The sequence below is a fragment of the Pseudomonas putida genome, assembly GCF_004357765.1.
Lineage (GTDB): Bacteria > Pseudomonadota > Gammaproteobacteria > Pseudomonadales > Pseudomonadaceae > Aquipseudomonas > Aquipseudomonas putida_U.
Window position 1 is genome coordinate 273,311 of the sequence record NZ_SMTE01000005.1, and the last position, 25,367, is coordinate 298,677.

Here is a 25,367-nt window from a genome sequence, read left to right on the forward strand (position 1 = left end):
GTTTCGGCGGCCGGTTCAGGAAGCGACCGGCCATAAAAAGTGGGAGCAGTTTATACGACCTCAGCCATGGATCGACAAGAAATCTTGCGGCTCGCTTACGCCTTGTCGGCTTTGCCCGCCGCCGCGGCAAAGCGCGCCAGGCGCACATCCAGGCGCCTTGGCCGCTGGCCGTGATCCTCGGCACGTTCCTTGCGCCGAATGGCGTTACGTACCAGCAACGAGCCCAGGTAGCGGATCGGTTCGGGCGGGAACAACCCCAGCGGCCCATTGACCAGCGGCGAGCGGGTCCAGGGGTTGTCTTGCCCCAGGGCCAGCGAGGCAAGGATCTGCCCGCCCATGTGGCATGGCCCGACGCCGCTGCCGGAGTATCCGAAGCCATAGAACACGTTGCCCTGCCCATCCAACCGGCCGAAGAACGGCAGGCCGGTCACCGAGCGGTCTGACGGCCCGTTCCAGCTCGCTGCCAGCGGCACCTCGGCCAAGGCCGGGAAGAACCCGCCCAGGCTCTGGCGCAGCAAGGGGCGATACGGTGACGGCTGGTCGAACACTGGCAGCATGCGGCCACCGAAGGCAAAGGTGTTGCCCCCTTTGCCGAGCATCAGCCGGCCATCGGAGGTGTTGTGGTAGTAGTGCACGAAGATCCGCGAGTCGAGCACGCTGATCCCGGTGTTCAGCCCTATCTCCTGCAGCAGCTCGGAACACGGCTCGGTAATCACCATGTCACTGGAGACGATCGCCACGCTGCGCTGGAACTGCGGGAACGCCCGCGCCATCCAGGCGTTGAGAACCAGTACCACGCGGTCGGCACGAATGCTACCGTGCAGCGTGCGCACCGTAGCCGGCGCCCCATGCTCGAGGGCGGTCATGGCTGTGCCCTCATGGATGCGTACGCCCCGCTCAAGTGCCACCCGGCGCAGGCCACGCACCAACCGCCCTGGTTGTACGGTGGCAGCCGCCGGCGAGAACCAGCCTTCCAGGTGCCGGGCCGAACCTGCCAGGCGCTGTACCTGCTGCAACGGCAGGCGCTCGAACGAATTGATGCCGCGTTGCTGCAAGGCGGCGATTACGGCATCGGTGCTGCCCACTTGAGCCTGATTGGTCGCGGTGTACAGGGTGCCGTCCAAGCGATAGTCGCAGTCGATGCCATTGGCCGCGCAGAACGCACCGATGGCATGGATGCTGAGCTCGGACTCGCGCACCAGGCGCACGGCCTCCTCCACCCCGAACAACCTCTCCAGCGTGAAGTACTTGGCCGACCACGACAAGGCGCAACCACCGTTGCGACCGCTCGCGCCAGCGCCACAGATGTCGGCCTCGATCAGCAGTACATCGAGCGACGGCTGCGCCTCCTTGAGCTGCAAGGCCGTCCAAAGGCCTGTGTAGCCACCGCCGACGATGCACACGTCGCAGCGTGCGTCGCCGTGCAGTGGCGGGCAGGCCGGCTGCTGTTCCGAATCCAGTGCCTGTTGCAGCCAGAAGGGTCTCATCGCTTCACGTTCCTCTAAGTGCGCAATGGCTTGATCGCCATCGCGGTATTGGGTGCCACGTCATCGGCCTGGGCCTCCCTCGCCGGGCGGCTGTTCCAGTGCGGCAACAGCACCAGCGCCGAGAACAGCGCACAGCCGGCAAACACGATGAACACCGTGACGCCATCGAAGTATCCCGGCAGCAGGCCGCCAAGCACCGCGCCCACCGAGCCGCAGCCATTGACGAAGCCCGCAGCAGTGGCGCCGGCCTTGGCCGTACCGAAGTCAATGGCGGCGGCGCCGCTGATCATCGAGTCCGGGCCGTACAAGGTCAGGCCCATGAAGAACAGCAAGCCCACCACCAGCAGCACGCTGCCGGTGTGCATGGCAGCCATGAATGCCGCCAGGGTCAGGGTCAGCAGCACCAGACTGATCACGCAGGCAGGCATGCGCCTGGCGCCAAACAGCTTGTCCGACGCCAGGCCGATGAGGATCGGCCCGAGCAGCCCGGCCAATTCGAAGGCCGTGGGAATGATGGCCGCGCCGACCTTGCCCACCGACGGCATCTGCTCGAAGACGATCACCGGTCCCCACAGCAGAATCGCGTAGCGCGCGGGCTTGAGCAGGAAATACGCAAGGCCCAGGGTCAGTACCGTACGGTTGCGCAGGATTTCGCGCAGCGGCGCCCACACGCTGCACAGGTTGCCGCCTGGGGCCATGCTCTGGGGCTCGGGTTCCACCGCCGGCAGGCCGACGTCCTCTGGCTTGTTACGCTGCAGGAAGAAGAACAACACGGCCACTGCGGCCACCACCACAGCGCTGGAAAAGAACGCCGCATGCCAGGTTCCGATCAGGGTGTAGGCCCACCAACCAGCGAAGGGCGAGGCCACCAGGCCGCCGAAGGCATAGCACGAGCTCCATAGCCCGAGTACACGCCCACGTTGGATGGCCGGGAAGAAACTGCCGATGTTCTTGCACAACCCCGCCCAGCCGGTGGATTGCGCCAGCCCCTGCACCAGCATGCAGGTAGCGAAGATCGGGAAAGTGGCGTAACTGCCCATCACCACAGCCGCCGCGCTGGAGATCAGCAGGCCGCCGAGCACCACCACGCGCGGACCGAAACGGTCGGCGAGCATGCCCCAGGTGAACTGGCCCACGGCATAGGCGGCCAGGTAGATGGCGTCGAGGTTGGCCATGGCGGCCTTGTCGAGCATGAATGTCGGGTCTTCGCCGATGCCCAGCTTGGCCACCGAGAAGGCCTTGCGAGTGAAGTAGAAGGCGGCGTAGGCCAACCAGGTGATTGCGAAAATCTGCACGCGCCAACGTTTGATCGTGGCTAGGGATTGGTTCATGTGGATCTGACCTCTTGCTCGAGTGTGCCGGCAGAATGTGAAGAAACGCCTGTTTTCTTGTTGTGTTGCGCACTGCATGACGAAGGCTCGTCACTGGTCAGATGGCGCAGGGATCCGCGCCATGGCCCAGCGACCGCGGATCACGATCACGCTGGGTTGAACGGTATGGAAACAGCTGGTGACTGATAAATAAAATCGATTTATCGTATTTCACACATAAGCTCAGCTTGTTATTGGAGGCGGCATGTCGGTATCCCACGCGCAACTCAAGGCGTTCCATGCGGTGGCCACCCACGGCAGCTTCACCCGCGCCGCGCAAAAGCTGTTCCTGACCCAACCGGCGGTGTCCGATCAGGTGCGCAAGCTCGAAGAGCGCTTCGGTGTGTTGCTGTTTCATCGCAACAAGCGTTCGGTGCACCTGACTGACCTTGGCGAACGCCTGCTAGGCATCAGCCAGCGTCTGTTCGCCTGCGAGGCCGAGGCCCACGAACTGCTCCAGGACTCCCGCGCCCTGCACACCGGCAGCCTGGTGCTGGCAGTGGATGCGCCGGTACACGTGCTGCCGCAGATCGCCCGTTTCTGCCAGCGCTACCCGGGCATACAGGTCAAGGTCGAGACCGGCAACACCGACGAATCCCTGGCCCGGCTGTTCAGCTACCAGGCCGACCTGGCGCTGCTCGGCCGTGACGTCGATGACGAGCGCTTGCACTGTGTACCGCTGCGGCGTGACCCGATGGTGGCGTTCGTGGCGCACCAACATCCATGGGCCAGCCGGGGCTCGATCAGCCTGGCTGACCTGGACGACATGCCGCTGGTGTTGCGTGAGCCTGGGTCGGTGACCCGGCAGACCCTGGAAGAGGAAATGCAGCGTGCAGGACTACGCATTCGCCCGGCGATCCAGGTGGAAGGCCGCGAGGCCGCGCGCGAAGCGGTGGTGGTGGGGATTGGCGTGGGGGTGGTGTCGGCAGCCGAGTTCGGCGCCGATGCGCGGGTGTGTGCGCTGCCGATCGTCGATTGCCAACGGCATTTGACCGAGACGCTGGTGTGCCTGAGCGAGCAGCGTACGCGGCGGGTGGTGGCGACCTTTCTGCAGGTAGTGCAGGAAGGGCTCTAGCGGCTTCAGCGGCCTCTTCGCGGGCAAGCCCGCTCCCACAAGTCAGGCGGGGTCCCTGTGGGAGCGGGCTTGCCCGCGAAAGGGCCGATAAAGCCGACACAACCAATCGGGCAGCACCGCCCCCCTCTGGCGCCCCCTAGCGAGTGGCCACCAGGAACAGCCGGGGAAACGGCAACAGCACCTTGCCATCGCTGGCAACCGGATAGGCCTGGCGCATGGCCTCCAGGTAGCGCGCCAGGAATTCGGCCTGCTCCTGTTCATCGAGCTTGGCCAGATAAGGCCGCAGCGCGGAACCCTTGAACCATTCCACCACCGCCTCTGCGCCACCGGCCAAAGGGTGGTGATACGTGGTGCGCCACACATCCACCCGGGCACTCAACGGACTGAGCAGGTTGTAGTAGAAGGCCGCGTCATGCCGCGGCGGCAACGCGAAATCGGCAAAGCGCTCTGCCCAGGGCCCCTGGCTGGCGATGTCGCGCAGTTGCCGGTGAGCAGGCTCTTCGAGGTTGTCGGGCGTCTGCACCGCCAGGCTGCCTCCCTCGCTCAACTGGCGCACCAGATGCGGGTACAGCGTCGCGTGCCCTGGCACCCACTGCAGCGAAGCATTGGCCAGGATCAGATCCTGTGGCTCGGGCGCCGACCAGGTGGCGATGTCGGCGATGTCGCAGCGCACCCGCGGAATATGCAGGCGCTTGCGCTCGCGGGCCTTGTCGATCATGTCTTTGTCGTTGTCCAGGGCCGTCACCTGGGCATCCGGGCAGCGCTGCAGCAGGACTTCGGTGGAATTGCCCGGGCCGCAGCCCAGGTCGGTGGCATGGCGCACCGGGCGTGGCGGCACGGCGGCCAGCAAGTCGCGCACGGCGCGGGTACGTTCGTCTTCGAAGAGGGAATACTGGGTGGCGGACCAGGCCATGGTCGACTCCTTGTGACGGGCTGTGGGTTGAGCATAAGCCATGTGAAGGTCAAACACCGAGACGGAACCCACCGACTATGCTGCAAGTCTGTCCCTGTATGCGCATGCCCATGAAGACCTTTCTCGCCGCCGCCATCCTGGCTCTGATCGCCGCCGCCGCCCTGCTCGGCTCGCCCTGGATGAACCAGCGCTTTCACATGCCCGCCGAGAAATCCCAGGCCCAACAACGCGAAACGGCCGGGTCCCACAGGGAGCCGGCCGCTTCCAACAACGACTAGTGCTTAGTGCTGCTTGCCCGTGCGGATTTGATGCACCACGCCCATCGCCACCACGATGGCCGCGGCGATACCGGTGGAGATCACCAGGATCTGATAGTCAGGCATGAAAGCCATGGTCACCAGGGCAGCCACGATGAACGCGATCACCAGGTAGGTCAGCCACGGGAACAGCCACATTTTCAGGCGAACTTCCTTGCCCTCGGCGATCAACTTGCGGCGCATGCGCAATTGCGAGAAGGCGATCACCAGGTACACCAGCAGTGCGATCATGCCGGTGGTGTTCATCAGGGTTTCCAGTACGTCTTTCGGACGCAGGGTCTCGCTGAAGTTGATCAGTGCGCAAACCACCGCCACCGCGCAGGAGCCGATGATCGCGAACACCGGGACACCGGTACCGGCGCGGGTGATCTTGAAGAACGACGGCGCATCGCCACGCTGGGCCAGGGAGAACAACATGCGCGATGCGGTGTAGTGGCCCGAGATCAGGCAGCTGCTCACCGAGGTCAGCACCACGAAGTTCATCAACAGCTCGGCGTGAGGCACGCCCAGCAGTTCCAGGGTACGGCGGTAGGCACCATAGCCGGAGACGCCCAGGTGCGGATCGTTCCACGGTACCAGGCAGACGATCAGGAAGATCGAGCCGACGTAGAACAGGCACACACGCCATACCACCGAGTTAGTGGCCTTGACGATCTGAGCAGCCGGGTCCTTGGCTTCGGAAGCGGCGATGGTGACGATTTCAGCGCCGAGGAAGGCGAACATCACCCCGAGCAACGCTCCGATCACGGTGGTGATGCCATTGGGCATGAAGCCTTCAGCGGTCAGGTGCGTCATGCCACGTACTTCACCGAACTGCCAGATGTTCATCACCGCAGCGGTACACACCACCAGGAAGCAGACAATCGCCACCACCTTGATCAGCGCGAACCAGAACTCGAACTCGCCGTAGTGCTTGACGTTGAAGAAGTTGACGGTGATCAGCACCAGGGTCGTGGCCAGCACGAACACGTTGACGCTCACATCGGGGAAGAAACCATGCAGGATCTTGCCCGCCACATAGGCTTCCCAGGCCATCAGGATGACCCAGTACCACCAGTACAGCCAACCGATGGTGAAACCGGCCCAGCGGCCGATGGCGCGATCCGCGTAGGTGGAGAACGAGCCGGTGTCGGGCGAGGAGGTCGCCATTTCACCGAGCATGCGCATGATCAGGACCACCAGGATGCCGCCTGCCAGATAGGCCAGGACCGCGGCCGGGCCGGCGCTGTGGATGACGCTGCCGGAACCGACGAACAAGGCGCCGCCGATGACCCCGGCGATCGACATCATCGTCAGGTGGCGCGACTTGAGCGAGGCACTGAGCTTGCTCTCGTGCTCGCCTTTCGCGGTGGTGGTTGTGGATGTTGCGTCCATCAGTTGTGTACCCCGTGCTTCTTTTTATCCAAGGAAAACCGTGAAACCCCGATGGCAATCGGTCTCACCTCTACATCAGTGCTATTGCGGGCAGGATGGTGTGAGCGAACACACGCAGGCCATCCATGGCGGCCTGCTGACGCGCCCTGGGTTGCCCCCAAGGCGAACTGAAATGCTTTATGTGGCGATATCTGACACCTAATGTAAAAATGTCGGGCACAGAGAGCCATGCACAGCGGCATGAAATCCGCACTGCACTGTACAGGCCGCCCATGCAATACACCTGCTACACCGTGCCGGCGCTTGGCGTCGTGCACCCCCTGAAGGCACCCGAATGTTCGAACTACATCCAGACTCATCCACGCCGCTGGTCAACCAGATCATCGACGGGCTGCGCGAGCTGATCGACAACCAGACACTCAAGCCCGGCGCCAAGGTCCCCTCGATCCGCGCCTTTGCCGCGACCTACTCGGTCAGCACCTTCACCGTGGTCGAGGCATATGACCGCCTGGTGGCACAAGGGCTGCTGGTCAGCCGGGGAAATGCTGGGTTCTTCGTCAATCGTGCAGCGAACGAGCTACTGGACAGCCAGACCAACGACATCGACGCCAGCCGCCCGACGTTCAATTCAGAGTGGTACCTGCAGCAGATCTTCGAAATCCGCCAATTACCCTTCAAGCCCGGCTGCGGCTGGCTGCCGAACGACTGGATGTACGAGGACGGACTGCGCCGCGGCCTGCGTCAGGTGGCCGGCAGCCCGCTGGAGTTGTCCGGCTATGGCGACCCCATGGGCCTGCATGAATTGCGCGCATTGACCGCGCAGAACCTGCAGCAAGAACTGTCGATCGTCGCCAACCCGTCGCAACTGATGCTCACCCACGGCGCCAGCCAGGCTCTGGACCTCGCGGCCCGGACCCTGGTGCGTCCAGGCGACGTGGTACTGGTCGACGATCCGGGCTACCCCAACCTGATGAGCATCCTGCGCACCCAAGGGGCGACTTTGGTAGGGGTACCGCGCACACCTGCTGGTTACGACCTCGATCAGCTCGAGCGCTTGCTGGCCCACCACCAGCCCACCGCGTTCTTCACCCAGCCGCACCTGCACAGCCCGACCTGCTCGCGCACGCCGCTGGCGCAGTTGCATCGCTTGCTGCAACTGGCCCACCGGCACGGCTTCCGTCTGGTGGAGAACAACCTGTACGCCGACATGATGGCCGAGCCGCAGCCGTGCCTGGCCAGCCTCGACCACCTGCAGCAAGTGGTGTACGTCGGCAGCTATTCCAAGAGCATCTCGCCGAATGTGCGGGTCGGTTACCTGCTGGCAAACCCCGAATTGATGCAGAAGCTGTTGCACCTGAAGATGCGTTCAGGCCTGACCACTTCGCAGGTGATGGAGCGCGTGGTGTATGCCGCGGTGATCGATGGCCGCTGGCGCAAGCACCTCAAGCGCCTGCGTCAGCGGCTGGCCGAAGCACACCAGGAAGTCGGCCGACACTTGCATCGTCTGGGCTTCGAGCTGTTCATCGAGTCCGATGAAGGCATGTACATCTGGACCCGTCACCCGGCGATCCCAGACAGCGCAGCGCTGCTCGACGACGCCCTGGAAAAAGGCATCATGCTCGGCCCCGGGCAGTTGTTCATGGTCGATGCCCAGGCCACCGGGTGGATGCGCTTCAATGTGGCGTTCAGTACCGACCCTGCGATGTGGGAGTTGCTCGAGCGGGTGTTCGTCAAACATGTGCGCAAAGCCCAGTCATGAACCCCTGACAGGCCTGTATCAGGCCGAGCCTTCAGTGCGTGCCTGCACCGCCGACTGTTGGCGTTGTCCCAGCAGTGCACGTGCCGCCAGCGCGGCCACCACCAAACCTGGCGACGCCGCCAGCAGCAGTCCACCCACGCCCGCCCCTGCCGCCAGGATCTGCCCTGCTGCCAACGGCCCGGCCATCGACCCCAACCGCCCCACCGCCACCGAAGCGCCGACCCCGGTGGCGCGTACCTGGGTCGGGTACAAGGTCGGTGCCAACGCATACAGCACCAATTGCCCGCCAATGGCGCAGTAACCGGCGGTGAAGCCGGCCAGCAACATCAGGCCGAAACTGCTCGACAGGCCCAACCCTGCCAACGCGGCCAACATCCCGGCATAAGCGATGAACACCGCACGGGCGGCATGGCCGCGGTCCATCATGCGCCCGGTCAGGAACGAGCCCGCTGCGCCCCCAAGGTTGAACAGGATCTGCACCGCCCCCGCCTGGGGCCGGCTGAAGCCTTGGCCGATCAGCAGCGATGGCAGCCAGTTGAGCAGCATGTACAACACCGTCAGGGTGAAGAAGCACGCCACCCACAGCAGCAGCGTACGGCTCACCTGACCCGGCCCGAACAGCTGATTGAGCAAACCATCGTCCCCGACCTTCGCCGCGCCCTGGGCACGGAATGCCTGAGACTCCTTCAGCCACAGCATCAGCACGAAAGCGATGGCGATCGGCGCGATGCCGCCGACATAGAACACCGTGCGCCAGCCCTCGCCTACCCCAGCCATGCCGATCACCGAGGCCAGCGCACCGCCCAGTGGCACGCCACAGTAGGTCAGACTCACCGCCGTGCTGCGCAGCCGCTCAGGTGCCGCCTCGCTGGCAAGAGCGATCAGGATCGGCAGTGCAGCGCCCAACCCCAGCCCGGTCATCAGCCGCGCCACCAACAGCGAAGAATAGCTTTCGGCATGGGCGGTCCCCAGCGAGAAGCCACCGAACAACAGCACCGCCACGATCAGGATCGACTTGCGGCCCAGCCGGTCAGCCAACCAGCCGCCGATGAACGCACCGGGCAACAACCCCAGCAAACCGGCACTGAAGACCCAGCCGAGCATGGCCGAGGTCAGGGCGAATTCCTTGGCCATGTGCGGAGCGGCAATGCCGGTGGCCTGAAGGTCCAGCCCTTCGAGCAGGGCCACGAGAAAGCACAACCCGATGGTGAGAACGGCCTTGCTTGATGACGCAGTTGAATGACCCATGTGTGTACCCTTTTGTTGTTATCGCTTGGGTGATCAGAGGCGGAAGGTGGCTCGCAGCGAAACGATCGAGGAGTCGCCACCCCCGGCGTCCTTGATGGCGGCGCCGACGTCGTAGTACTTGAGGTCCAGATCCAGGGTCAGGTTGGGCGTCGCCAACCAGCGGGTATTGGCCCGGTAGATCGTGCCCACATGACGGCCGGTGCCGCGGGTATTGGCCAGCAGGCTCATGCCGGGCATGTACACGCCGTCCTCCTCGCGCTGCTTCCAGACCTTGAACACGCCGGGTTCGAAACGCAGCTTGCGCCATGGCGAAAACGCGAAGGTCGGGCCGACCACGATGATGTTGCTCAAGGTGGTCAGGCTGGCTTCGCCATAGACGCCGTTGCGCGGGAACAGTGGGTCGAAGGTACTGACCTTGCCATCACCCAGGTCGCCGTCGCCACTGGCGGCATCGATACGCATACCCAGACGTGGTTGCCAGGGGTGGGCGAAGGTGTAGCCGGTGTCGCTGGACACCGCCCAGGCACGGATCGAGGCGTTACCGAGGTGTCCGGTCTGTCCGGCCAGGTTCCAGCTCCAGTCCAGCGCCTGATGGCGGCCAAACAGACGGGTACCGTAGGTGTAGCGCTGCTCGTCGCCGGATTCGCCATCCAGGCTGCGATCGTCGGTCTCCAGGCCGAAGGCGAACAGATCCACGTTCCAGGCCGTCGTCAGCGGCAAGGTGCCGTAGAGGCCATAGAACTTGACCTTGTTGTTGCTGCCGTCGTCCCAACTGTCTTCGCCCGTCTTGAGCGGCCGCACAGCGAAGGCATCGAGCTTGCGCCCGTCCTTGAGGTTGAGACTGGCGCGCAAGCCATCGAAGTTCAGGCGAATGTTGGGGGAGTCGCGGTAGGTGACGAACACCTGGTCACCATAGGCCATCTCCTGGCGCCCTATGCGCGTGGTGTAGCGACCACCGGAGAAGTCGTAATTGAGGTCGACGAACGCCTGGCGTATTTCATTGCGTCCTTCGTCATTGGGCGAGTACAGGTCCTTGCCGAAGGCACGGGTATTCTCGACCTGGACGAAGGTGCGCACAGCGTCATCGAACAAATGCAGGTCGGCATGGGCTTGCAGCCGCTGCAACAGGTAGGAGTCGTCCTTCAGCCCACGCAGGCCGAAGAACGGCTTGCCAAGGGAGTCGGCCCGGTAGCGGGCCTCGGCACCGAGTTGCAGCCAGGCTGACTCGGATAAGCGATGGTAGCGCAGGCCATCGAAGGCGTCGGTGGCCTTCGCAGGATCGTCGAGGAAACGATAGTCCTCGATCCACCGAGGGGCGCCGGGCCGACCTGGTCGGCTCTCCTCGAGCGGACTGGCCGCCTGCACGGATTGGCAGAGAGAAAGCAGTACGAGGGGCACCCACGCCCCGTTCAACGGCCTGGTCATCAGAATTTCCCTTACTTGTTCTTATAGTTGTGGTGACGAACTGGATAACTCTGTTAACGATTATTTTTGTTAACTATGCTGCCGTCAATAGAACAGAGCGCAACGACAAGGGTCGGAAGCCATCAAGCGTTCGCTGATCGCACACTTCTTCCTCGGCAGGCTGCATGACCCGCCGAAGCCTCGCTAATATTCTCCTGACGCGACGTCTAGCTCGCGGTCGCGCAAACTCCATCAATCATTACAACAACAAGAGCACCACAATGAATTGCCTCCGCCCACTCGCCGCCTTCGGTATGCTCATGCTTGGCGCCAGCCAGGCCATGGCTGCACCAACCGTTAAACAACCAAACATTTTGCTGGTCGTGGCCGACGACCTCGGCTTCTCCGACCTGTCGGCCCTGGGTAGCGAAATCCAGACGCCGAACCTGGACAAACTGCTGGCCGACGGCCGGCTGATGCTCGACTTCCATGCCTCGCCCAGCTGCTCGCCAACCCGGGCGATGCTGATGTCGGGCAACGACCCGCACCTGGCCGGGTTGGGCATGATGTCCGAAGCACGTAAGCGCCTTCCCGCCGGCACCGAAGTCCGCGCGGGTTACGAAGGCGTGCTCGGCGCCAACGTCGCTACCCTGGCCGAGTTGCTGCAAGACGCCGGCTACCGCACCTACATCGCTGGCAAATGGCACCTGGGCATGCAGCCGGCGCAACAGCCACAGAACCGTGGTTTCGACCAGGCCTATGTGCTGCTCGAAGGCGGCGCCGCGCACTTCAAGCAGGCCAACATGGACCTGCAGTCGAACTACAGCGCGACCTTCCGCCACAATGGCGAGCCGATCGAACTGCCTGACGATTTCTATTCCACCACCTGGTTCACCGACCGCCTGATCGACTCGATCGACCAAGGCAAGGCCAGCAACAAGCCGTTCTTCGCCTTCGCCGCGTATACCGCACCGCACTGGCCATTGCAGGCACCGGACCAGTACCTGGCGCAGTACCGCGGGCGCTACGACCAAGGCTACGAGGTCATCGCTCACCAGCGCCTGGAGCGTCAACGCAAGGCCGGCCTGGTACCGGCTGACTTCCCGATGCAGGCGCAACTCGAAGACGTGCCGAGCTGGGCGTCGTTGAGCGAGGCGCAAAAGCGCCAGTCGGCGCGCACCATGGAGGTCTATGCGGCCATGGTCACTGCGCTGGATGCCGAGGTCGGGCGCCTGGTGGAGCACCTGCGCAAGACCGGCGAACTGGACAACACCCTGATTCTGTTCATGTCCGACAACGGCCCGGAGAATGCCACCCGCGTCGACCCCAACTGGATCAAGGCGAACTTCGACAACCGCCTGGACAACTATGGCCGGCGCGATTCGTTCCTGATGATCGGTTCGGCCTGGGCCCAGGTCAGCGCCCTGCCCAGCCGTCGCTACAAGATGACCACCTACCAGGGCGGCATCCGTGTCCCGGCCTTCGTCTACTACCCGGCCACCATCAAGGCTGGCCGCAGTGAAGAGCTGGCCAGTGTCCGCGACATCATGCCGACGCTGTTGCAACTGGCCGGTGCGCCGATGCCCGGTATCAAATACCGCGACCGCGATATCGTGCCGCCACAAGGCACCTCTGCGCTGAATTACCTGCAAGGCAAGGACAGCCGGATTCACGCCGGTGACGAAGCCCTGGGCTGGGAAATCAACGGTAGCGCCTCGCTGCGCAAGGGCCCGATGAAGCTGCTGTGGGACGCCACCGACGGCAAGCCGAGCTGGCACCTGTACGACCTGCGCAAAGACCCCGGCGAGCACCATGACATCGCCACCAAGCATCCTGAGCAGGTGGCGCAGATGCTGCGCGACTGGAAGGCCTATGCTCAACGCAGCAACATCGCGATCGACGCCGATGGCCGTCCGGCCAGCCCGGCCCTGACCAAACCAGTCTTGGCCAAGCAGCAATGATCGCCCGAGTAGCCGGCTGCGCAGCACTCGCCGCCGGCCTACTCGCCGCTGCCTACGCCGCGTGGCCACGAACCCCGGCGCCGGCGCTGCTGTGCGCCAGCTACGACGGCCTGCCAGCACAGCGCCAAGGGCCCTGGCGCGATGGCATGGTGCGCCTGCCCGGCGGCGAGTTCAGCTTTGGTTCGAGCCGATTCTATGACGAGGAAGGCCCACCCCACCCTGCCAAGGTCTCGGCGTTCTGGATCGACGTGCATCCAGTCACCAATGCCCAGTTCGCGCGTTTCGTGAAGGCCACCGGCTACCTCACCCATGCCGAGCGCGGCATCAGCGTCGAGGACGATCCCTCGCTGCCCGATGCTCTGCGCGTGCCAGGGGCGATGGTATTTCAGCAAGGGCCTCAAGTAATCGCCCCCGGCTGGCAGTTCGTGCCCGGCGCCAACTGGCGACACCCGCAAGGGCCCGATAGCAGCCTGGACGGGCTGGACAACCATCCGGTGGTGCAGATCGCCCTGGAAGATGCCCAGGCCTACGCCCGCTGGGCCGGTCGCGAGCTGCCCAGCGAGGCGCAGCTGGAGTACGCCATGCGGGGTGGCCTGAGCGATGCAGACTTCAGCTGGGGCACCACCGAGTTTCCCAAGGGCAAGCCCATGGCCAATACCTGGCAGGGTCAGTTCCCCTACCACAACGCAGCGGTCGATGGCTTTACCGGCACCTCGCCGGTGGGCTGTTTCCCGGCCAACGGCTTCGGTCTGTTCGATGCCGGCGGAAACGTCTGGGAGCTGACCCGCAGCGGCTACCGACCCGGCCACGATGCCGTGCGCGATGCCGCGCTCGACCCGCCGGGCCCGGCCTTGGCGGAAAGCTTCGACCCCGCCGAGCCCGGTGTGCCGGTGGCGGTGATCAAGGGCGGATCGCACCTGTGTTCGGCGGACCGTTGCATGCGCTACCGGCCCTCGGCGCGTCAGCCGCAGCCGGTGTTCATGGCAACGTCACATGTGGGCTTCAGGACGATTCGGCAATGAAGGCCAACGGTGCAGCGGCGGCATCGATGGCCGCCACCTGCCGATCGATGTCGGGCAACAGATAGCTGAAGAAGAACTCGACGCTTTCCTGCTTCTCCCGGCGTTGCGCTGTCGCCACCGGCAACGCCTGGATGCAGCGTGCGGTACGGGCCCAGGCGAACGCCTGCAAGACACTGGCACACAATTGCAGAAAGTCGCCTGCGGCGCGGTACGGGTATTCGGCGTCGTCCGCCGCGATCAGCAGGACCTTGGCCAGCACCGCATCCAGCGTGTCGCAGACCCTGCCCAGCGCCATGGCGGCCCTGCCATCCGATGCACCGGCCTCCTCACGCAGCTCACCCAGCAGCAAGGCGAAGCCCTCCCCGCCATCGCCCAGCACCTTGCGCAACAACAGATCGTTGGCCTGTATCTCGTTGGTGCCCTCGTAGATCATGGCGATGCGGCTGTCGCGCAGGGTCTGCTCGATGGCGTACTCCTGTGTGTAGCCGTAGCCACCGAACACCTGCAGTGCCTGACTGGCAAGGCGGAATCCGCGCTCGGTGAAATCCGCCTTGAAGATCGGCGTCAACAGCGCTGCCAGCGTTGCCGCCTTGGCGCGCTGGGCGGGGTCGCCAGCGCCCGCGGCAAGGTCCAGCCAGTGCGCCGCCCAATAGCCCAGCGCCCGCATGCCCTCGGTGCGCACCCGCAACTCCAGCAGGGACCGGCGCATCGCCGGATGCAGGTGGATCGGGTCGGCTCCCAGGGCGACCTCGGTGCGCCCCGGCGCCTTCATCTGGCGCCGCTCCAGGGCATAGTCGCGGGCCTGTTGCCAGGCTGCCTCGGCGTGTCCCAGCCCTTGCAGGCCGACATGCAACCGGGCCGAATTCATCATCACGAACATCGCCGCCAGGCCGCCGTGGGCCTGCCCGACCAGCCAGCCTTGGGCAGCTTCGAAGCGCAGCGCACACGTGGCGCTGGCGCGAATGCCCAACTTGTGTTCCAGACCATCGCAGTGCACGGCATTGCGCTGACCGTTCGACAGCCATTTCGGCACCAGCAGCAGCGACAGTCCACGGCTCCCGGGCGGCGCGTCCGGCAGCCGAGCCAGCACCAAATGGACGATGTCGCCGCTCAGGTCGTGCTCGCCGCCGGAGATGAACAACTTGTTGCCGGTGACCGCATGGCTGCCGTCGCCCAAAGGCTCGGCACGGCTGCGCAACAGGCTGAGGTCACTCCCGGCCTGAGGCTCGGTCAGGCACATGGTCGGCAGGATTTCGCCACTGACGATCCCCGGCAGGTAGCGCGCCTGCAGCTCGGCGCTGGCGTGGGCTTTCAGACACAGGTAGGCGCCATGGGCAATGCCGGTGTACATGGCCCAACCGTGGTTGCTGGCAAAGAGCATCTCCTGCACTGCCGCATCCAGCACCAGGGGCAAACCCTGGCCACCGAGTGCGGGGTCGCACGCCAACCCAGGCCAACCGCCTTCGACATAGGCGCGGTAGGCGGCAGGAAAACCGTCCGGCGTGCGCACGTCGCGACCTTCGAGTCGACAGCCCTGGCGATCGCCCGGCGCATTCAGCGGCGCCAGCACCTGTTCGCTGAATCGAGCCGCCTCTTCCAGCACCTGCACGGCCAAGTCGAGGTCAAGATCGCTATGAAGTGAGAGTTGCGGCCAGGCCTGGTCTACCTGCAGCCAGTGTTGCAACACGAATTGCATGTCGCGCAAGGGAGCCTTCCAGGCCATGGGACACCTCGGAATCAAGCAACGAAATGGGGGTTCTCGATCAGCAGCGCCATGCCCTGGCCGCCGCCGATGCAGGCCGCCGCGATGCCATAGCGCAGGTTGTCGTGGCGCAATTGCCGGGCCAGGGTGTGCACCAGGCGCAGGCCGGTGGCGGCCAGGGGATGACCGAGGGCGATGGAACCGCCGTGGACGTTCAGTTTCGCCACATCCAGCTGCAGTGCCTGGGCTACCGCCAGCACCTGCGCCGCTTGCGCCTCGTTGATTTCGAAGCGGTCGATCTGCTCCAGGCGCAGGCCGCTGCGTTCGAGCAGCAGGTCGATGGCCGGCGCCGGCCCGATGCCCATGGTCCTGGGTGGTACACCGACAGCCGTGGCCATCAGCAAGCGTGCCAGCGGCGCTTGGCGGCAGTCGGAGTAACGCGTGACCAACGCCGCGGCCGCACCATCGACCACTGCGCAACTGTTGCCGGCGGTTTGTACACCATCGCCGTGCACAGGACGCAGCCTAGCGAGCGCCTCAGGATCGGTCGGCCGTGGGTGGCTGTCGCGGCTGACTTCGAGCACGCCACGCGGCAAAGCGATGCCACGCGGAAGGCAGTCCTGTGCCTCGAAGGTCTGCGCGGTGACCGGGACGATCTCGTCATCGAACCAACCGTGGGCCTGGGCCTGTATGGCGCGCTGGTGGCTGCGCAGCGCCCAGGCATCCACCGCCTCACGGTCCAGGCCAAAATCGCGGGCCAACTGCTCGGCAGTGCCGATCATGTCCACTCCGGCAGCGGGATCGTACAGCGCCTCCCAGAGAAAGTCCTTGAAACCGACCGGGGCCCCCAAGCGAAAGCCGCCACGATGTTCATAGGCGGCGATCGGGTTACGCGACATCGACTCGGCGCCCACGCACAGCACTTGTTGCACGCCGCTGCGCAGTTGCTCGCCAGCCTGGCGCAGCAACTCCAGACCGGTGCCGCAGATGCGCTGCACTGCCAGCGCCGGTACCGCCTGCGGCACGCCACAGTACAGGCCGATATGGCGCGGCAGCATATAGGCATCGAAGCTGGCCTGGGCCATGCTGCCGGCGATCACGCTGTCCACCGTCTGTGGCGCGATAGCGGCGCGTGTTAGCAGCGCACGCCCGGCATGGATGCCCAGATCGATCGGCGACACCCCGGCCAATGCGCCGCCCAGGTCGACCCAGGGCGTGCGCACCATCTCGACGATGGCCGCGTCCTCGAAGGAGGTGCACAGCCCGGGGCGACTCATCGCGCCACCTGGGCGTGCAGCGCGCTGGGGTCTTCGCCACGGTACAGCGCCTCGACCCGCGCAGCCCGTCGTTGCAGCACTGCGCGTTGGTTGATCGAACCCTTGTCGGTGATTTCACCGGCATCGATCGACGGCGGCTCTTCCAGCAGCGCCAGCCATTCGATGCGACTGGCGTTGCCCTGGGCATCGGCATTCAGACGCTGCAGCCAGCCGGCGAACCAAGCCCGTACAGCATCGCTGGCCAGCACCTCGGCGTCGCTGGCATGAGCCGCCAACCCGGCCAGTTGCCGGCACTCAGGAAGGCGCGGGAATACCAGCAGCCCCAGGCATTCGCGGTCCGGCGCGGTGACTACCACGTCTTGCACGTAGGGCGAGCCTTCCAGCACCGCACGATTACGCAGCGGGCCGACGCTGACGAACACCCCGGACGACAGTTTGAAGTCCTCGGCGATACGACCGTCGAACATCAAGCCGTGGTCGGGGCGCTCGGCATCGGCCAGCTTCAGCGCATCGCCGGAGCAGTAGAAGCCCTCCTCGTCGAAGGCTTCGGCAGTCTGCTGCCGCGAGCGCCAGTAGCCCGGCATGATGTGCGGGCCACGGAAACGCGCCTCCAACTTGCCGTCCTTCGGCACCAGCTTCACTTCGCAGCCCGGTGCCGGCAGGCCGACGTACCCGGCCAACGACAGCGGGCCGGTGGTGAAGGTGCACGACGGCGAGGCTTCGGTCATGCCCAGGCCAGCCATCATGCGGATGCGCTCGCCGCAATGCTGCTCGGCGATACGGTCGAGGCGATCCCAGATGCTTTGCGAAAGGCCCGCGGCGGCGAAGAAGAACAGCTTCATCCGGGCGAAGAAAACCTCACGCAGCTCGGCGTCCTGCTCCAGCGCCTTGACCAGTTCTTCCCAACCCTTGGGCACGGTGAGATAGGCAGTGGGGGAAATCTCGCGCAGGTTGCGCAAAGTCTCGGCGAAGCCTTGGGGCGTGGGTTTGCCGCCGTCGAGGTAGAAGCTGCCGCCGTTGTACAGCACGATGCCGATGTTGTGGCTGCCGCCGAAGGTGTGGTTCCACGGCAGCCAGTCCACCAGCACCGGTGGCTCCTCAGCGAAGACCGGGAAAGTCTGCAGCAACATCTGCTGATTGGCGCAGAGCATGCGCTGGGTGGTGATCACCGCTTTGGGCAGCTTGGTCGAGCCCGAGGTGAAGAGAAACTTGGCGATGGTATCCGGCCCGGTGGCGGCGAATGCCGCATCGGCGCCAGCCAGGTCGGTCGGCTGCAGCAGGCTGTCGAAGCGCAGGTGACGTCGGCCGACAACCTGGCCATGTACGCTGATCACAGGCACCGAGTCGTCGAGCACTGCATCGAAAGCACGCTGGAAAGGCTGACTGTCGGTGGCGAATACCAGGCCTGGGGTGAGCACCTCGCAGACATGGCGCAGTTTGGCGAAGTCCTGGGACAGCAGCGCGTAGGCCGGGGACACCGGGCAGTAGGGAATGCCGGCATACATGGCGCCGAGGGCGATCTGCAGGTGCTCGATGTCGTTGCCGGAAAACAGTGCCAGCGGCCGCTCGGCGCTGAGATCAAAGCCCAGCAGGTTGGCGGCGATGGTGCGCACATCGGCAAGCATTTGGGCATAGCTGATAGAACGCCAGGCACCGTCCGCCTGGCGGGCGGCGATGAACGTCGTGTCGGGGCGCTCGGCAGCCCAGTGCAGCAGACGGTCGAGCAGGCGCGCCGGCAGCGGCGCCAGGGGCTCGATGGGTTGCATGCGCAGCACGCCATCGATGTGGCTGATCTGCACCTGGGGATGCCCGATGGCCACCTGGCGGTAGCGCGGACATTGGCCAGGGTCGATCGACCGTGAGCGGGCTTCGGTATTCACGCAGGTTGCTCCTTGTTCTTGTTGTACATCCTGCCGCCGCCCGACCCTGCGGGCGGCGGTCTTGTCGCGCATTGCTCAAGCGTACGAGCGCTAGATGGGATAGTGCCGCGACCCGTGTTGCAGCGTCACCCAGCGCAGCTGGGTGAACTGGTCGATGGCGGTGCGGCTGCCGAAGCTGCCATAGCCGCTGGACTTGACCCCACCGAACGGCATCTGCGCTTCATCGTGCACGGTTGGGCCGTTGATGTGGCAGATGCCCGACTCCACCCGTTGCGCCAATGCCAGCGCACGGCTGGTGTCACGGCTGAAGATCGCCGATGACAGGCCGAACTCCGAGTCATTGGCCAGTGCCAACAGCGCCTCATCCCCTTCGCCGCGCAGCACCACCGCCACCGGCCCGAAGGACTCCTCGCGGTACAGGCGCATGCTCGCATCGACGTTGTCGAGCAAGGTCGGTTGCAGGATGCTGCCGTCCAGCTCGCCACCGCACACCAGGCGCGCGCCCTTGGCCACGGCGTCGTCGATCAACGCCTTGATGCGCTCACCGGCCGCCGCGCTGACCAGTGACCCGAGCACCGAGGTGCTGGCCAGCGGGTCGCCGGCACGCAGCCCGGCGACCTTCACTGCCAACTTGTCGACGAAGGCGTCGGCGATACGGCTGTCCACCACCAGGCGCTCGGTGGACATGCAGATCTGGCCCTGGTTGAAATAGGCCCCGAAGGCCGCGGCCTCGACCGTGGCATCCAGGTCGGCATCATCGAGCACCAGCAGCGGCGCCTTGCCGCCCAACTCGAGCAAGGCCGGCTTGAGGTGGCGGGCAGCCAGCTCGCCGACGATGCGCCCGACCTGCGTGGAGCCGGTGAAGTTGACGCGGCGTACCGCAGGGTTGGCGATCAAGCGTTCGACGATGGCCGGCGCATCCTCCGGCGCATTGCTGATCACGTTAACCACGCCATCGCCCAGGCCGGCATCGTGCAGCACCTGGCCGATCAAGCGATGCACCGCCGGGCTCAGTTCCGAGGCCTTGAGCACCACGGTGTTGCCGCACGCCAGCGGCATGGCGATGGCACGGGTGGCGAGAATCACCGGGGCGTTCCACGGCGCAATGCCCAGCACTACACCACAGGGAGCGCGCAGGGCCATGGCGAAACTACCGGGCACATCCGATGGAATCACTTCGCCGGTGATCTGGGTGGTCATGGCTGCCGCTTCGCGCAGCATGTTGGCCGCCAGCTTGACGTTGAAGCCATACCAGTTGGCCATGGCGCCAGTTTCGCCAGCCGCGTCGATGAACTCGCCGGCTCGGGCCTGCAGCAGTTCGGCACCTGCGAGCAGGCGGCTGCGCCGTTCACCGGGCGCCAGCGCAGCCCAGGCCGGGAACGCCGCTTGCGCTGCGGCCACCGCCGCATCGGCATCTGCCAGGGTGGCGGCGGCGACCTGCGAGACCACCTCGCCGGTCACCGGATTGCGGCGTTCGAAGGTTCGTCCGTCGCTGGCGGGGCGCGACTGCCCGCCAATCAGCAAAGGCACCTGCAACATGCTCATTCCTCTTGTTGTCGTTATAGAGAAATACCCACGGACGCTGGCCGATGACGCCAGCGTCCGCCTTCGGACTCAGCGCTTGTAGGCTTGCAGACCGGGCTTGATGCTCTTGTCGTCGAGGAACTGCTTCATGCCCTGCTCGCGGCCGCCAGTGGTGTCGAGCAGACGTGACTGGTCGAGCTTGGCGTACAGGTAGTCTTCGTTCTGCTCCCAGGTCAGCTCGCGGCAACGTTTGAAGCCGTTTTTCGCAGCACGCAGTACCACCGGGTTCTTTTCCAGCAGGTTGAGCGCCAGCTCGCGGGTGGTTTCACGCAGTTCGGCCAGTGGCACGCTGTCGTTCACCAGGCCCATCTCGGCGGCCTTGCGGCCATCGAAGGTCTTGCCGGTCATGATGTAGTAAAGCGATTGGCGGTGGCCAACGGTATCGGCCATGGCCTTGCTGACCAGGTTGCCCGGCGGGATGCCCCAGTTGATTTCCGACAAGCCGAAGGTCGCCTCGTTGGCGCAGATGGCCAGGTCACACGCCACCAGCGGGCTGAAGCCACCGCCGAAGCACCAGCCGTTGACCATGGCGATGGTCGGCTTGGCATACATGCGCAGCAGCTTCCATTGCCATTGCGAGGCTTCGCGACGGATTTTCTCCTGAAGGATCTCCGGGCCGGCGTCCACTTCGCGGAAGTACTCCTTGAGGTCCATGCCCGCCGTCCAGGACTCGCCGGCGCCGGTCAAGACCAACACGCCAGCGTCGGCATCCTGCTCCAGGGTTTCCAGCACGTCGACCATTTCCCGGTTCAGGGTAGGGCTCATGGCGTTGCGCTTTTCCGGACGGTTGAGGGTGACCCAGGCGATGCCCGACTCCAGCTCGACGGTGACGGTGGTCCAGCGGCCTTCGTATTTGCTCATGGTTCTGCACTCTTGTTGTTCGCGGTGATGGCCTCAAGCTAATGGAGCTTAATAGTTATGTCAATTAACTATTATGGAAATTATCTTTTCCGATTGACGGGTTCAGAGGCTTTTTTGCCTGATGTCCTCTAGCCGGATCGCACGCCGGCAGGCAAACTGGGTAACTTTCTTATCCATGACCGAGGAGCCCGTACGCGATGGCAAGGTCTGCCCGTTCTACCGATAGCGCTTCGATGCCCGTGCCGGCGGGAGAAAGCGTGCTCGAAGACTTGATCGGCTATGCGCTGCGCCGCGCTCAATTGAAGCTGTTCCAGAACTTCATCGCCCGGCTCTCGGCCTATGACCTACGCCCGGCGCAGTTCTCCGCCTTGGCGATCATCGACCAACACCCAGGGCTGATGCAGGCGGACCTGGCGCGGGCGCTGGCGATCGAGCCGCCGCAGGTCGTGCCGATGCTGAACAAGCTGGAGGAACGCGCGCTGGCGGTACGCGTGCGATGCAAACCGGACAAGCGCTCCTACGGGATATTCCTGAGCAAAGCGGGGGAAGCGTTGCTGAAGGAGTTGAAGCAAATTGCCAGCGACAGCGATCGCGAATCGACCTCGGCACTGGATGACGAGGAACGTGGGCAGCTATTGCGGTTGCTGACCAAGATTTACCAAGAACCACAGGGCTAATGCCCGATCGCCGGTCTGCTATGATCGCGCTTCACTCATAGGGAATCGTCGGTGAAGTCCGTGTTCATGTTCATCCTGGCGCTGCTGCCGCTGCCCCTCCTGTTCTGGGCCATGCGCTACTATCGGATGCGTTGGCGGGCGGGCATGGAGGCGCGTTTCGCCAAGGCCTTGGAAGGCCTGCAGATCGGTAGCCATGAATTGCTGGTCGACAAAGTCACCGTGCCAAGCACCGATATCACCGCCGAGGTCTACCGGATTCTGCGCGATGAGCGCGGTCGCTATTTTCTGTACATGCGCACGGGCGACTCGATTGAAATACTCAAGCCGTTGACCGAGGAGCGCGCGCTGCAAGCCGTGAAACTCAACGCTTGATCGCAAAGGTGCGAGGTGTGGCATGGGCGTGATACCCAACCTGGAAGGCCAGGCCAATGCCCTGATCTGCGGCGCCAGCCGTGGCATCGGGCTGGCGCTGTGCGCCGAACTGCTGGCCAGGGAGGATGTCAGCCAGGTCTGGGCGGTGGCACGCAACGCCCAGCGCTGCGATGCCCTCACCGCCCTGGCCCGCACGCATGCCGGGCGCCTGACGCTGCTCGACTGTGACGCCCGTGACGAAACGGCCCTGGCAAACCTGGCAGCGGAACTGGGCAGGACCTGCCGGCATCTGCACCTGGTCATCAGCACCCTGGGCATACTCCATCAGGAAGGCGCCAAACCGGAAAAGTCCCTGCTGCAGCTGGACCTGGCCAGCCTGCAGGCCAGTTTCACGACCAACGCCCACGCCCCCATCCTGCTGCTCAAGCACCTGCTGCCCCTGCTGCGCAAGGCGCCCAGCACCTTCGCCGCACTCTCGGCCAGGGTCGGTTCGATCAGCGACAACCGGCTAGGCGGCTGGTACAGCTACCGGGCCAGCAAGGCAGCGCTGAACCAGTTGCTGCACACCGCAAGTATCGAGCTGAAACGCCTGAACCCGGCGTCCACGATACTGGCACTTCACCCAGGGACCACCGACACAGAGCTGTCCCGACCCTTCCTGGGCAATGTGCCTGAAGGCAAGCTGTTCGAACCGGCGTTCGCGGCGCAGTGCATCCTCGACTTGGTGGCACGGCACGGGCCGGCGGACAGCGGCGGATTCTGGGGATGGGATGGTCGACCGATCGATTGGTGACCACAGCAATTTCGGAAAAGCCTGATGGCCGAGCGGTAGCGAGGCGCGCCCGGTTCGGCCACAATCGCTCGCTTCACTCGGCGCCGGAATGCCCTCCCATGCTCACCACACTCGCCATCGGCAACTACCGCTCGATCAACCATCTGGTGCTGCCGCTGGGCCAGCTCAACCTGGTGACTGGCGCCAACGGCAGCGGCAAGTCCAACTTGTACAAGGCCTTGCGTCTACTCGCCGAAACCGCCCAAGGCGGCGTGGTCGAAGCGCTGGCCCGTGAAGGTGGACTGGATTCGACCTGGTGGGCCGGACCGCAGGCGAGTCCGCGCATGCACCGCGGCGACGTCCCCATCCAGGGCCAGCAGGCCAGCGAGGCCAGGCGCCTGCGCTTGGGCTTCGCCACCGAAGATTTCGGCTTCGCCATCTCCCTCGGCCTGCCGATTCCCCTGCCCTACCCCAGTGCCTTCATGCTCGACCCCGAGATCAAGCGTGAAGCTATCTGGGGCGCTGGGGCCTACCGCCCCTCATCTTTGCTGGTGGAGCGCAAGGGGGCGGTGGTGCGCGCCAGGGACCATGAGGGCTGGACGCTACTCAACCAACACGCCGATAGCGGCGAAAGCTTCTTCAATATCGTCGGACGCCCGCGCCAGGCGCCGGAGATCGGTGAACTGCGGGCATTCATCAACAGCTGGCGCTTCTACGATCATTTTCGCATCGACCGCGAGGCGCCCTGCCGCCAGCCGCAACTGGGAACCCGCTCCCCGGTGTTGCACCACGATGGGCGAAACCTCGCGTCGGCGTTGCAGACCATCATCGAGATCGGCGACGTCGAAGACCTCAACGAGGCCCTGGAAGACGCTTTTCCCGGCAGCCGCCTGGAAATCGATGCGCCGCCTGGCGGCTTGTTCAGTGTGCGCCTTCACCAGCACGGGCTGTTACGACCACTGGCCGGCGCCGAACTGTCGGACGGCACTCTGCGCTATCTGCTGTTGATGGCCGCCCTGCTGACACCGCGACCGCCGTCGCTGATGGTGCTCAACGAACCGGAAACCAGCTTGCATGCCGACCTGCTCCCGGCGCTGGCCCGCTTGATCATTCGCGCCTCGCAGCGCAGTCAGGTCTGGGTGGTATCGCACAGTCGGCACTTGATCGAGGCACTTTCGGCTTGCGCCGACTGCAATGTGCTGGAGCTTCAAAAGCATCAGGGGCAAACCCAGCTGCGCGGTGTCGGCTTGCTGGACGAACCCCTGTGGCGCTGGCCGGACTGAGCGCGGCATCGGTCTACGGGTTCTGATCCCGCGGTGGCGAAACGGCCGATCAGTGACCAGGCTTGCTTGGCGACAAGTGTCATCTAAAGTTTTCCTTCACAGCACCGGCGTGTGCTTCACATTCAACTTGCCGACATGTCGTGAAAAGAGAATTGCCCACACCTGCCTCCGGAATTCAGCGGGGCTACCCTCCTGCTACTGTGTAAAAACACTACTGGCAGTTGCCCTAACCGGTACAGCGCTTCGCTCAAAAGAAGCCTGGTCGTACTCTTTGCATTGCCCGGCGGTGGCGCCACCTGGCGCGTCTGAGATGTCAGGCAATGGCGACCGATCATCGTGAGGAAGGAGAAGCTGCATGAACACCCGGACATTGGCCGCATCGCTGTGCCTTGCAACGCTCATGCTGCAAGGTTGCGCCAGCAAATACGTGGAGTCCGACCAGTACTCGGGCTTTCTCAAGGACTACAGCCTGCTCAAGGAAGACCAGTCGCCTTCGGGGGCTCCGGTGATGCGCTGGATCAAACCGGGCATCGATGCCAAGCGCTACACCAGTGTCTATATCGAACCCAGCCAGCTCTACCCCAAGCCGCAGCCGACCGAGAAAGTGCCACAAGCGACCTTGCAAGGCATTACCCAGTACTACGACCAGACCCTGAAGAATCACTTCTCCCAAGTACTGCCACTGGCCAGCAGCCCAGGCCCACGCGTGCTGGTGGTACGCCCGGCGATTACCGCTGTGAGCGCCGAGACCAAGGGCCTGCGCCCGTATGAGGTGATCCCGATCGCGCTGATCGCCGCGGGTATCAGCACAGCGACAGGCATCCGCGACCAGGACACCAGCATCGCCACCGAGGCGGCGTTCCTCGACGGCGACAACAACCAAGTGGTGGCCGAAGTGGTTCGCAAAGGTGCGGGCGCGGACCTGGAAAATTCGTCCCAGACGATGCAGGCGAAAGATGCCAAGGCGGTACTCGATGGCTGGGCCAAGGACATGGTCAGCTCCTTCCAGGCCTTGAGAAAATAGGCGAC

At 64.6% G+C, this 25,367-nt stretch carries 21 protein-coding genes; 10 read left to right on the forward strand and 11 right to left on the reverse strand.

Going from position 1 to position 25,367, the window contains the following annotated elements:
* Positions 1-95 precede the first annotated feature (95 nt).
* Entirely contained in the window at positions 96-1,487 is a 1,392-nt protein-coding gene (locus tag E2H86_RS09710; RefSeq protein ID WP_133327106.1) for an FAD-dependent oxidoreductase, read from the reverse strand.
* Positions 1,488-1,501: 14 nt separating this feature from the next.
* On the reverse strand, positions 1,502-2,818 hold the full coding sequence (locus tag E2H86_RS09715; RefSeq protein WP_133327108.1) for an MFS transporter: 1,317 nt from the start codon (positions 2,816-2,818) through the stop codon (positions 1,502-1,504).
* A 244-nt stretch (positions 2,819-3,062) separates the two neighbouring features.
* On the opposite strand from E2H86_RS09715, the gene E2H86_RS09720 reads away from it, so the two are divergent.
* Positions 3,063-3,932 (forward strand): LysR substrate-binding domain-containing protein, encoded by an 870-nt coding sequence (locus E2H86_RS09720; protein WP_133327110.1) that lies wholly within the window; start codon positions 3,063-3,065, stop codon positions 3,930-3,932.
* A gap of 136 nt (positions 3,933-4,068) precedes the next feature.
* Here E2H86_RS09720 and tam read toward each other — a convergent pair whose 3' ends face one another.
* Positions 4,069-4,845 carry a trans-aconitate 2-methyltransferase gene (gene tam / locus E2H86_RS09725; protein ID WP_133327112.1) on the reverse strand — a complete coding sequence of 259 codons (777 nt, stop codon included), beginning with the start codon at positions 4,843-4,845 and terminating at the stop codon, positions 4,069-4,071.
* Positions 4,846-4,943: 98 nt separating this feature from the next.
* Between tam and E2H86_RS09730 the strand changes: the two genes are divergently transcribed.
* Positions 4,944-5,123: a hypothetical protein gene (locus E2H86_RS09730; protein ID WP_133327114.1), complete on the forward strand. Its 180-nt coding sequence runs from the start codon at positions 4,944-4,946 to the stop codon at positions 5,121-5,123.
* Between the two features lie 3 nt (positions 5,124-5,126).
* Here E2H86_RS09730 and E2H86_RS09735 read toward each other — a convergent pair whose 3' ends face one another.
* Positions 5,127-6,536 (reverse strand): amino acid permease, encoded by a 1,410-nt coding sequence (locus E2H86_RS09735; RefSeq protein WP_133327116.1) that lies wholly within the window; start codon positions 6,534-6,536, stop codon positions 5,127-5,129.
* Between the two features lie 334 nt (positions 6,537-6,870).
* Here E2H86_RS09735 and E2H86_RS09740 point away from each other — a divergent pair, with 334 nt between their 5' ends.
* Positions 6,871-8,295, forward strand: a complete 1,425-nt coding sequence (locus E2H86_RS09740) for an aminotransferase-like domain-containing protein (RefSeq protein ID WP_133327118.1) — start codon at positions 6,871-6,873, stop codon at positions 8,293-8,295.
* 18 nt (positions 8,296-8,313) lie between these two features.
* On the opposite strand, the gene mhpT is transcribed toward E2H86_RS09740, so the two are convergent.
* Together mhpT and E2H86_RS09750 are read right to left on the reverse strand one after the other, a co-directional pair.
* Positions 8,314-9,543 (reverse strand): 3-(3-hydroxy-phenyl)propionate transporter MhpT, encoded by a 1,230-nt coding sequence (gene mhpT, locus E2H86_RS09745; RefSeq protein WP_133327120.1) that lies wholly within the window; start codon positions 9,541-9,543, stop codon positions 8,314-8,316.
* Positions 9,544-9,576: 33 nt separating this feature from the next.
* Positions 9,577-10,968 (reverse strand): alginate export family protein, encoded by a 1,392-nt coding sequence (locus E2H86_RS09750; protein WP_133327122.1) that lies wholly within the window; start codon positions 10,966-10,968, stop codon positions 9,577-9,579.
* A 260-nt stretch (positions 10,969-11,228) separates the two neighbouring features.
* Between E2H86_RS09750 and E2H86_RS09755 the strand changes: the two genes are divergently transcribed.
* Positions 11,229-12,908: an arylsulfatase gene (locus tag E2H86_RS09755; protein WP_133327124.1), complete on the forward strand. Its 1,680-nt coding sequence runs from the start codon at positions 11,229-11,231 to the stop codon at positions 12,906-12,908.
* Positions 12,905-13,930, forward strand: coding sequence for a formylglycine-generating enzyme family protein (locus E2H86_RS09760; protein WP_133327126.1), 1,026 nt, complete (start codon positions 12,905-12,907; stop codon positions 13,928-13,930). Before E2H86_RS09755 ends, E2H86_RS09760 begins: the two co-directional genes overlap by 4 nt.
* On the opposite strand, the gene E2H86_RS09765 is transcribed toward E2H86_RS09760, so the two are convergent.
* The 5 genes from E2H86_RS09765 to E2H86_RS09785 form a co-directional block, all read right to left on the reverse strand.
* Positions 13,911-15,653 (reverse strand): acyl-CoA dehydrogenase family protein, encoded by a 1,743-nt coding sequence (locus tag E2H86_RS09765; RefSeq protein WP_133327128.1) that lies wholly within the window; start codon positions 15,651-15,653, stop codon positions 13,911-13,913. The two genes, E2H86_RS09760 and E2H86_RS09765, sit on opposite strands and share 20 nt — an antisense overlap.
* A 14-nt stretch (positions 15,654-15,667) precedes the next feature.
* On the reverse strand, positions 15,668-16,909 hold the full coding sequence (locus E2H86_RS09770; RefSeq protein ID WP_133327130.1) for a thiolase family protein: 1,242 nt from the start codon (positions 16,907-16,909) through the stop codon (positions 15,668-15,670).
* On the reverse strand, positions 16,906-18,789 hold the full coding sequence (locus E2H86_RS09775) for a feruloyl-CoA synthase (protein ID WP_133327132.1): 1,884 nt from the start codon (positions 18,787-18,789) through the stop codon (positions 16,906-16,908). The genes E2H86_RS09770 and E2H86_RS09775 overlap by 4 nt, the downstream gene beginning before the upstream one ends.
* 90 nt (positions 18,790-18,879) lie before the next feature.
* Positions 18,880-20,328: an aldehyde dehydrogenase gene (locus E2H86_RS09780; protein WP_133327134.1), complete on the reverse strand. Its 1,449-nt coding sequence runs from the start codon at positions 20,326-20,328 to the stop codon at positions 18,880-18,882.
* Positions 20,329-20,403: 75 nt separating this feature from the next.
* Positions 20,404-21,234 carry a p-hydroxycinnamoyl CoA hydratase/lyase gene (locus tag E2H86_RS09785; protein WP_133327136.1) on the reverse strand — a complete coding sequence of 277 codons (831 nt, stop codon included), beginning with the start codon at positions 21,232-21,234 and terminating at the stop codon, positions 20,404-20,406.
* A 197-nt stretch (positions 21,235-21,431) separates the two neighbouring features.
* Here E2H86_RS09785 and E2H86_RS09790 point away from each other — a divergent pair, with 197 nt between their 5' ends.
* From E2H86_RS09790 to E2H86_RS09810, 5 genes are all read left to right on the forward strand, one after another.
* Complete coding sequence (locus tag E2H86_RS09790) at positions 21,432-21,911, forward strand: MarR family winged helix-turn-helix transcriptional regulator (RefSeq protein ID WP_133327138.1); 480 nt, start codon at positions 21,432-21,434, stop codon at positions 21,909-21,911.
* A 51-nt stretch (positions 21,912-21,962) separates the two neighbouring features.
* Entirely contained in the window at positions 21,963-22,283 is a 321-nt protein-coding gene (locus tag E2H86_RS09795; protein WP_133327140.1) for a hypothetical protein, read from the forward strand.
* Positions 22,284-22,305: 22 nt separating this feature from the next.
* The gene (locus E2H86_RS09800; RefSeq protein WP_133327142.1) at positions 22,306-23,076 is read left to right on the forward strand and encodes an SDR family NAD(P)-dependent oxidoreductase; all 771 of its coding nucleotides are present in this window, start codon (positions 22,306-22,308) and stop codon (positions 23,074-23,076) included.
* Between the two features lie 98 nt (positions 23,077-23,174).
* Positions 23,175-24,338, forward strand: coding sequence for an AAA family ATPase (locus E2H86_RS09805; RefSeq protein WP_133327144.1), 1,164 nt, complete (start codon positions 23,175-23,177; stop codon positions 24,336-24,338).
* 355 nt (positions 24,339-24,693) lie between these two features.
* Complete coding sequence (locus E2H86_RS09810) at positions 24,694-25,362, forward strand: DUF3313 domain-containing protein (RefSeq protein ID WP_133327146.1); 669 nt, start codon at positions 24,694-24,696, stop codon at positions 25,360-25,362.
* Positions 25,363-25,367 lie beyond the last annotated feature (5 nt).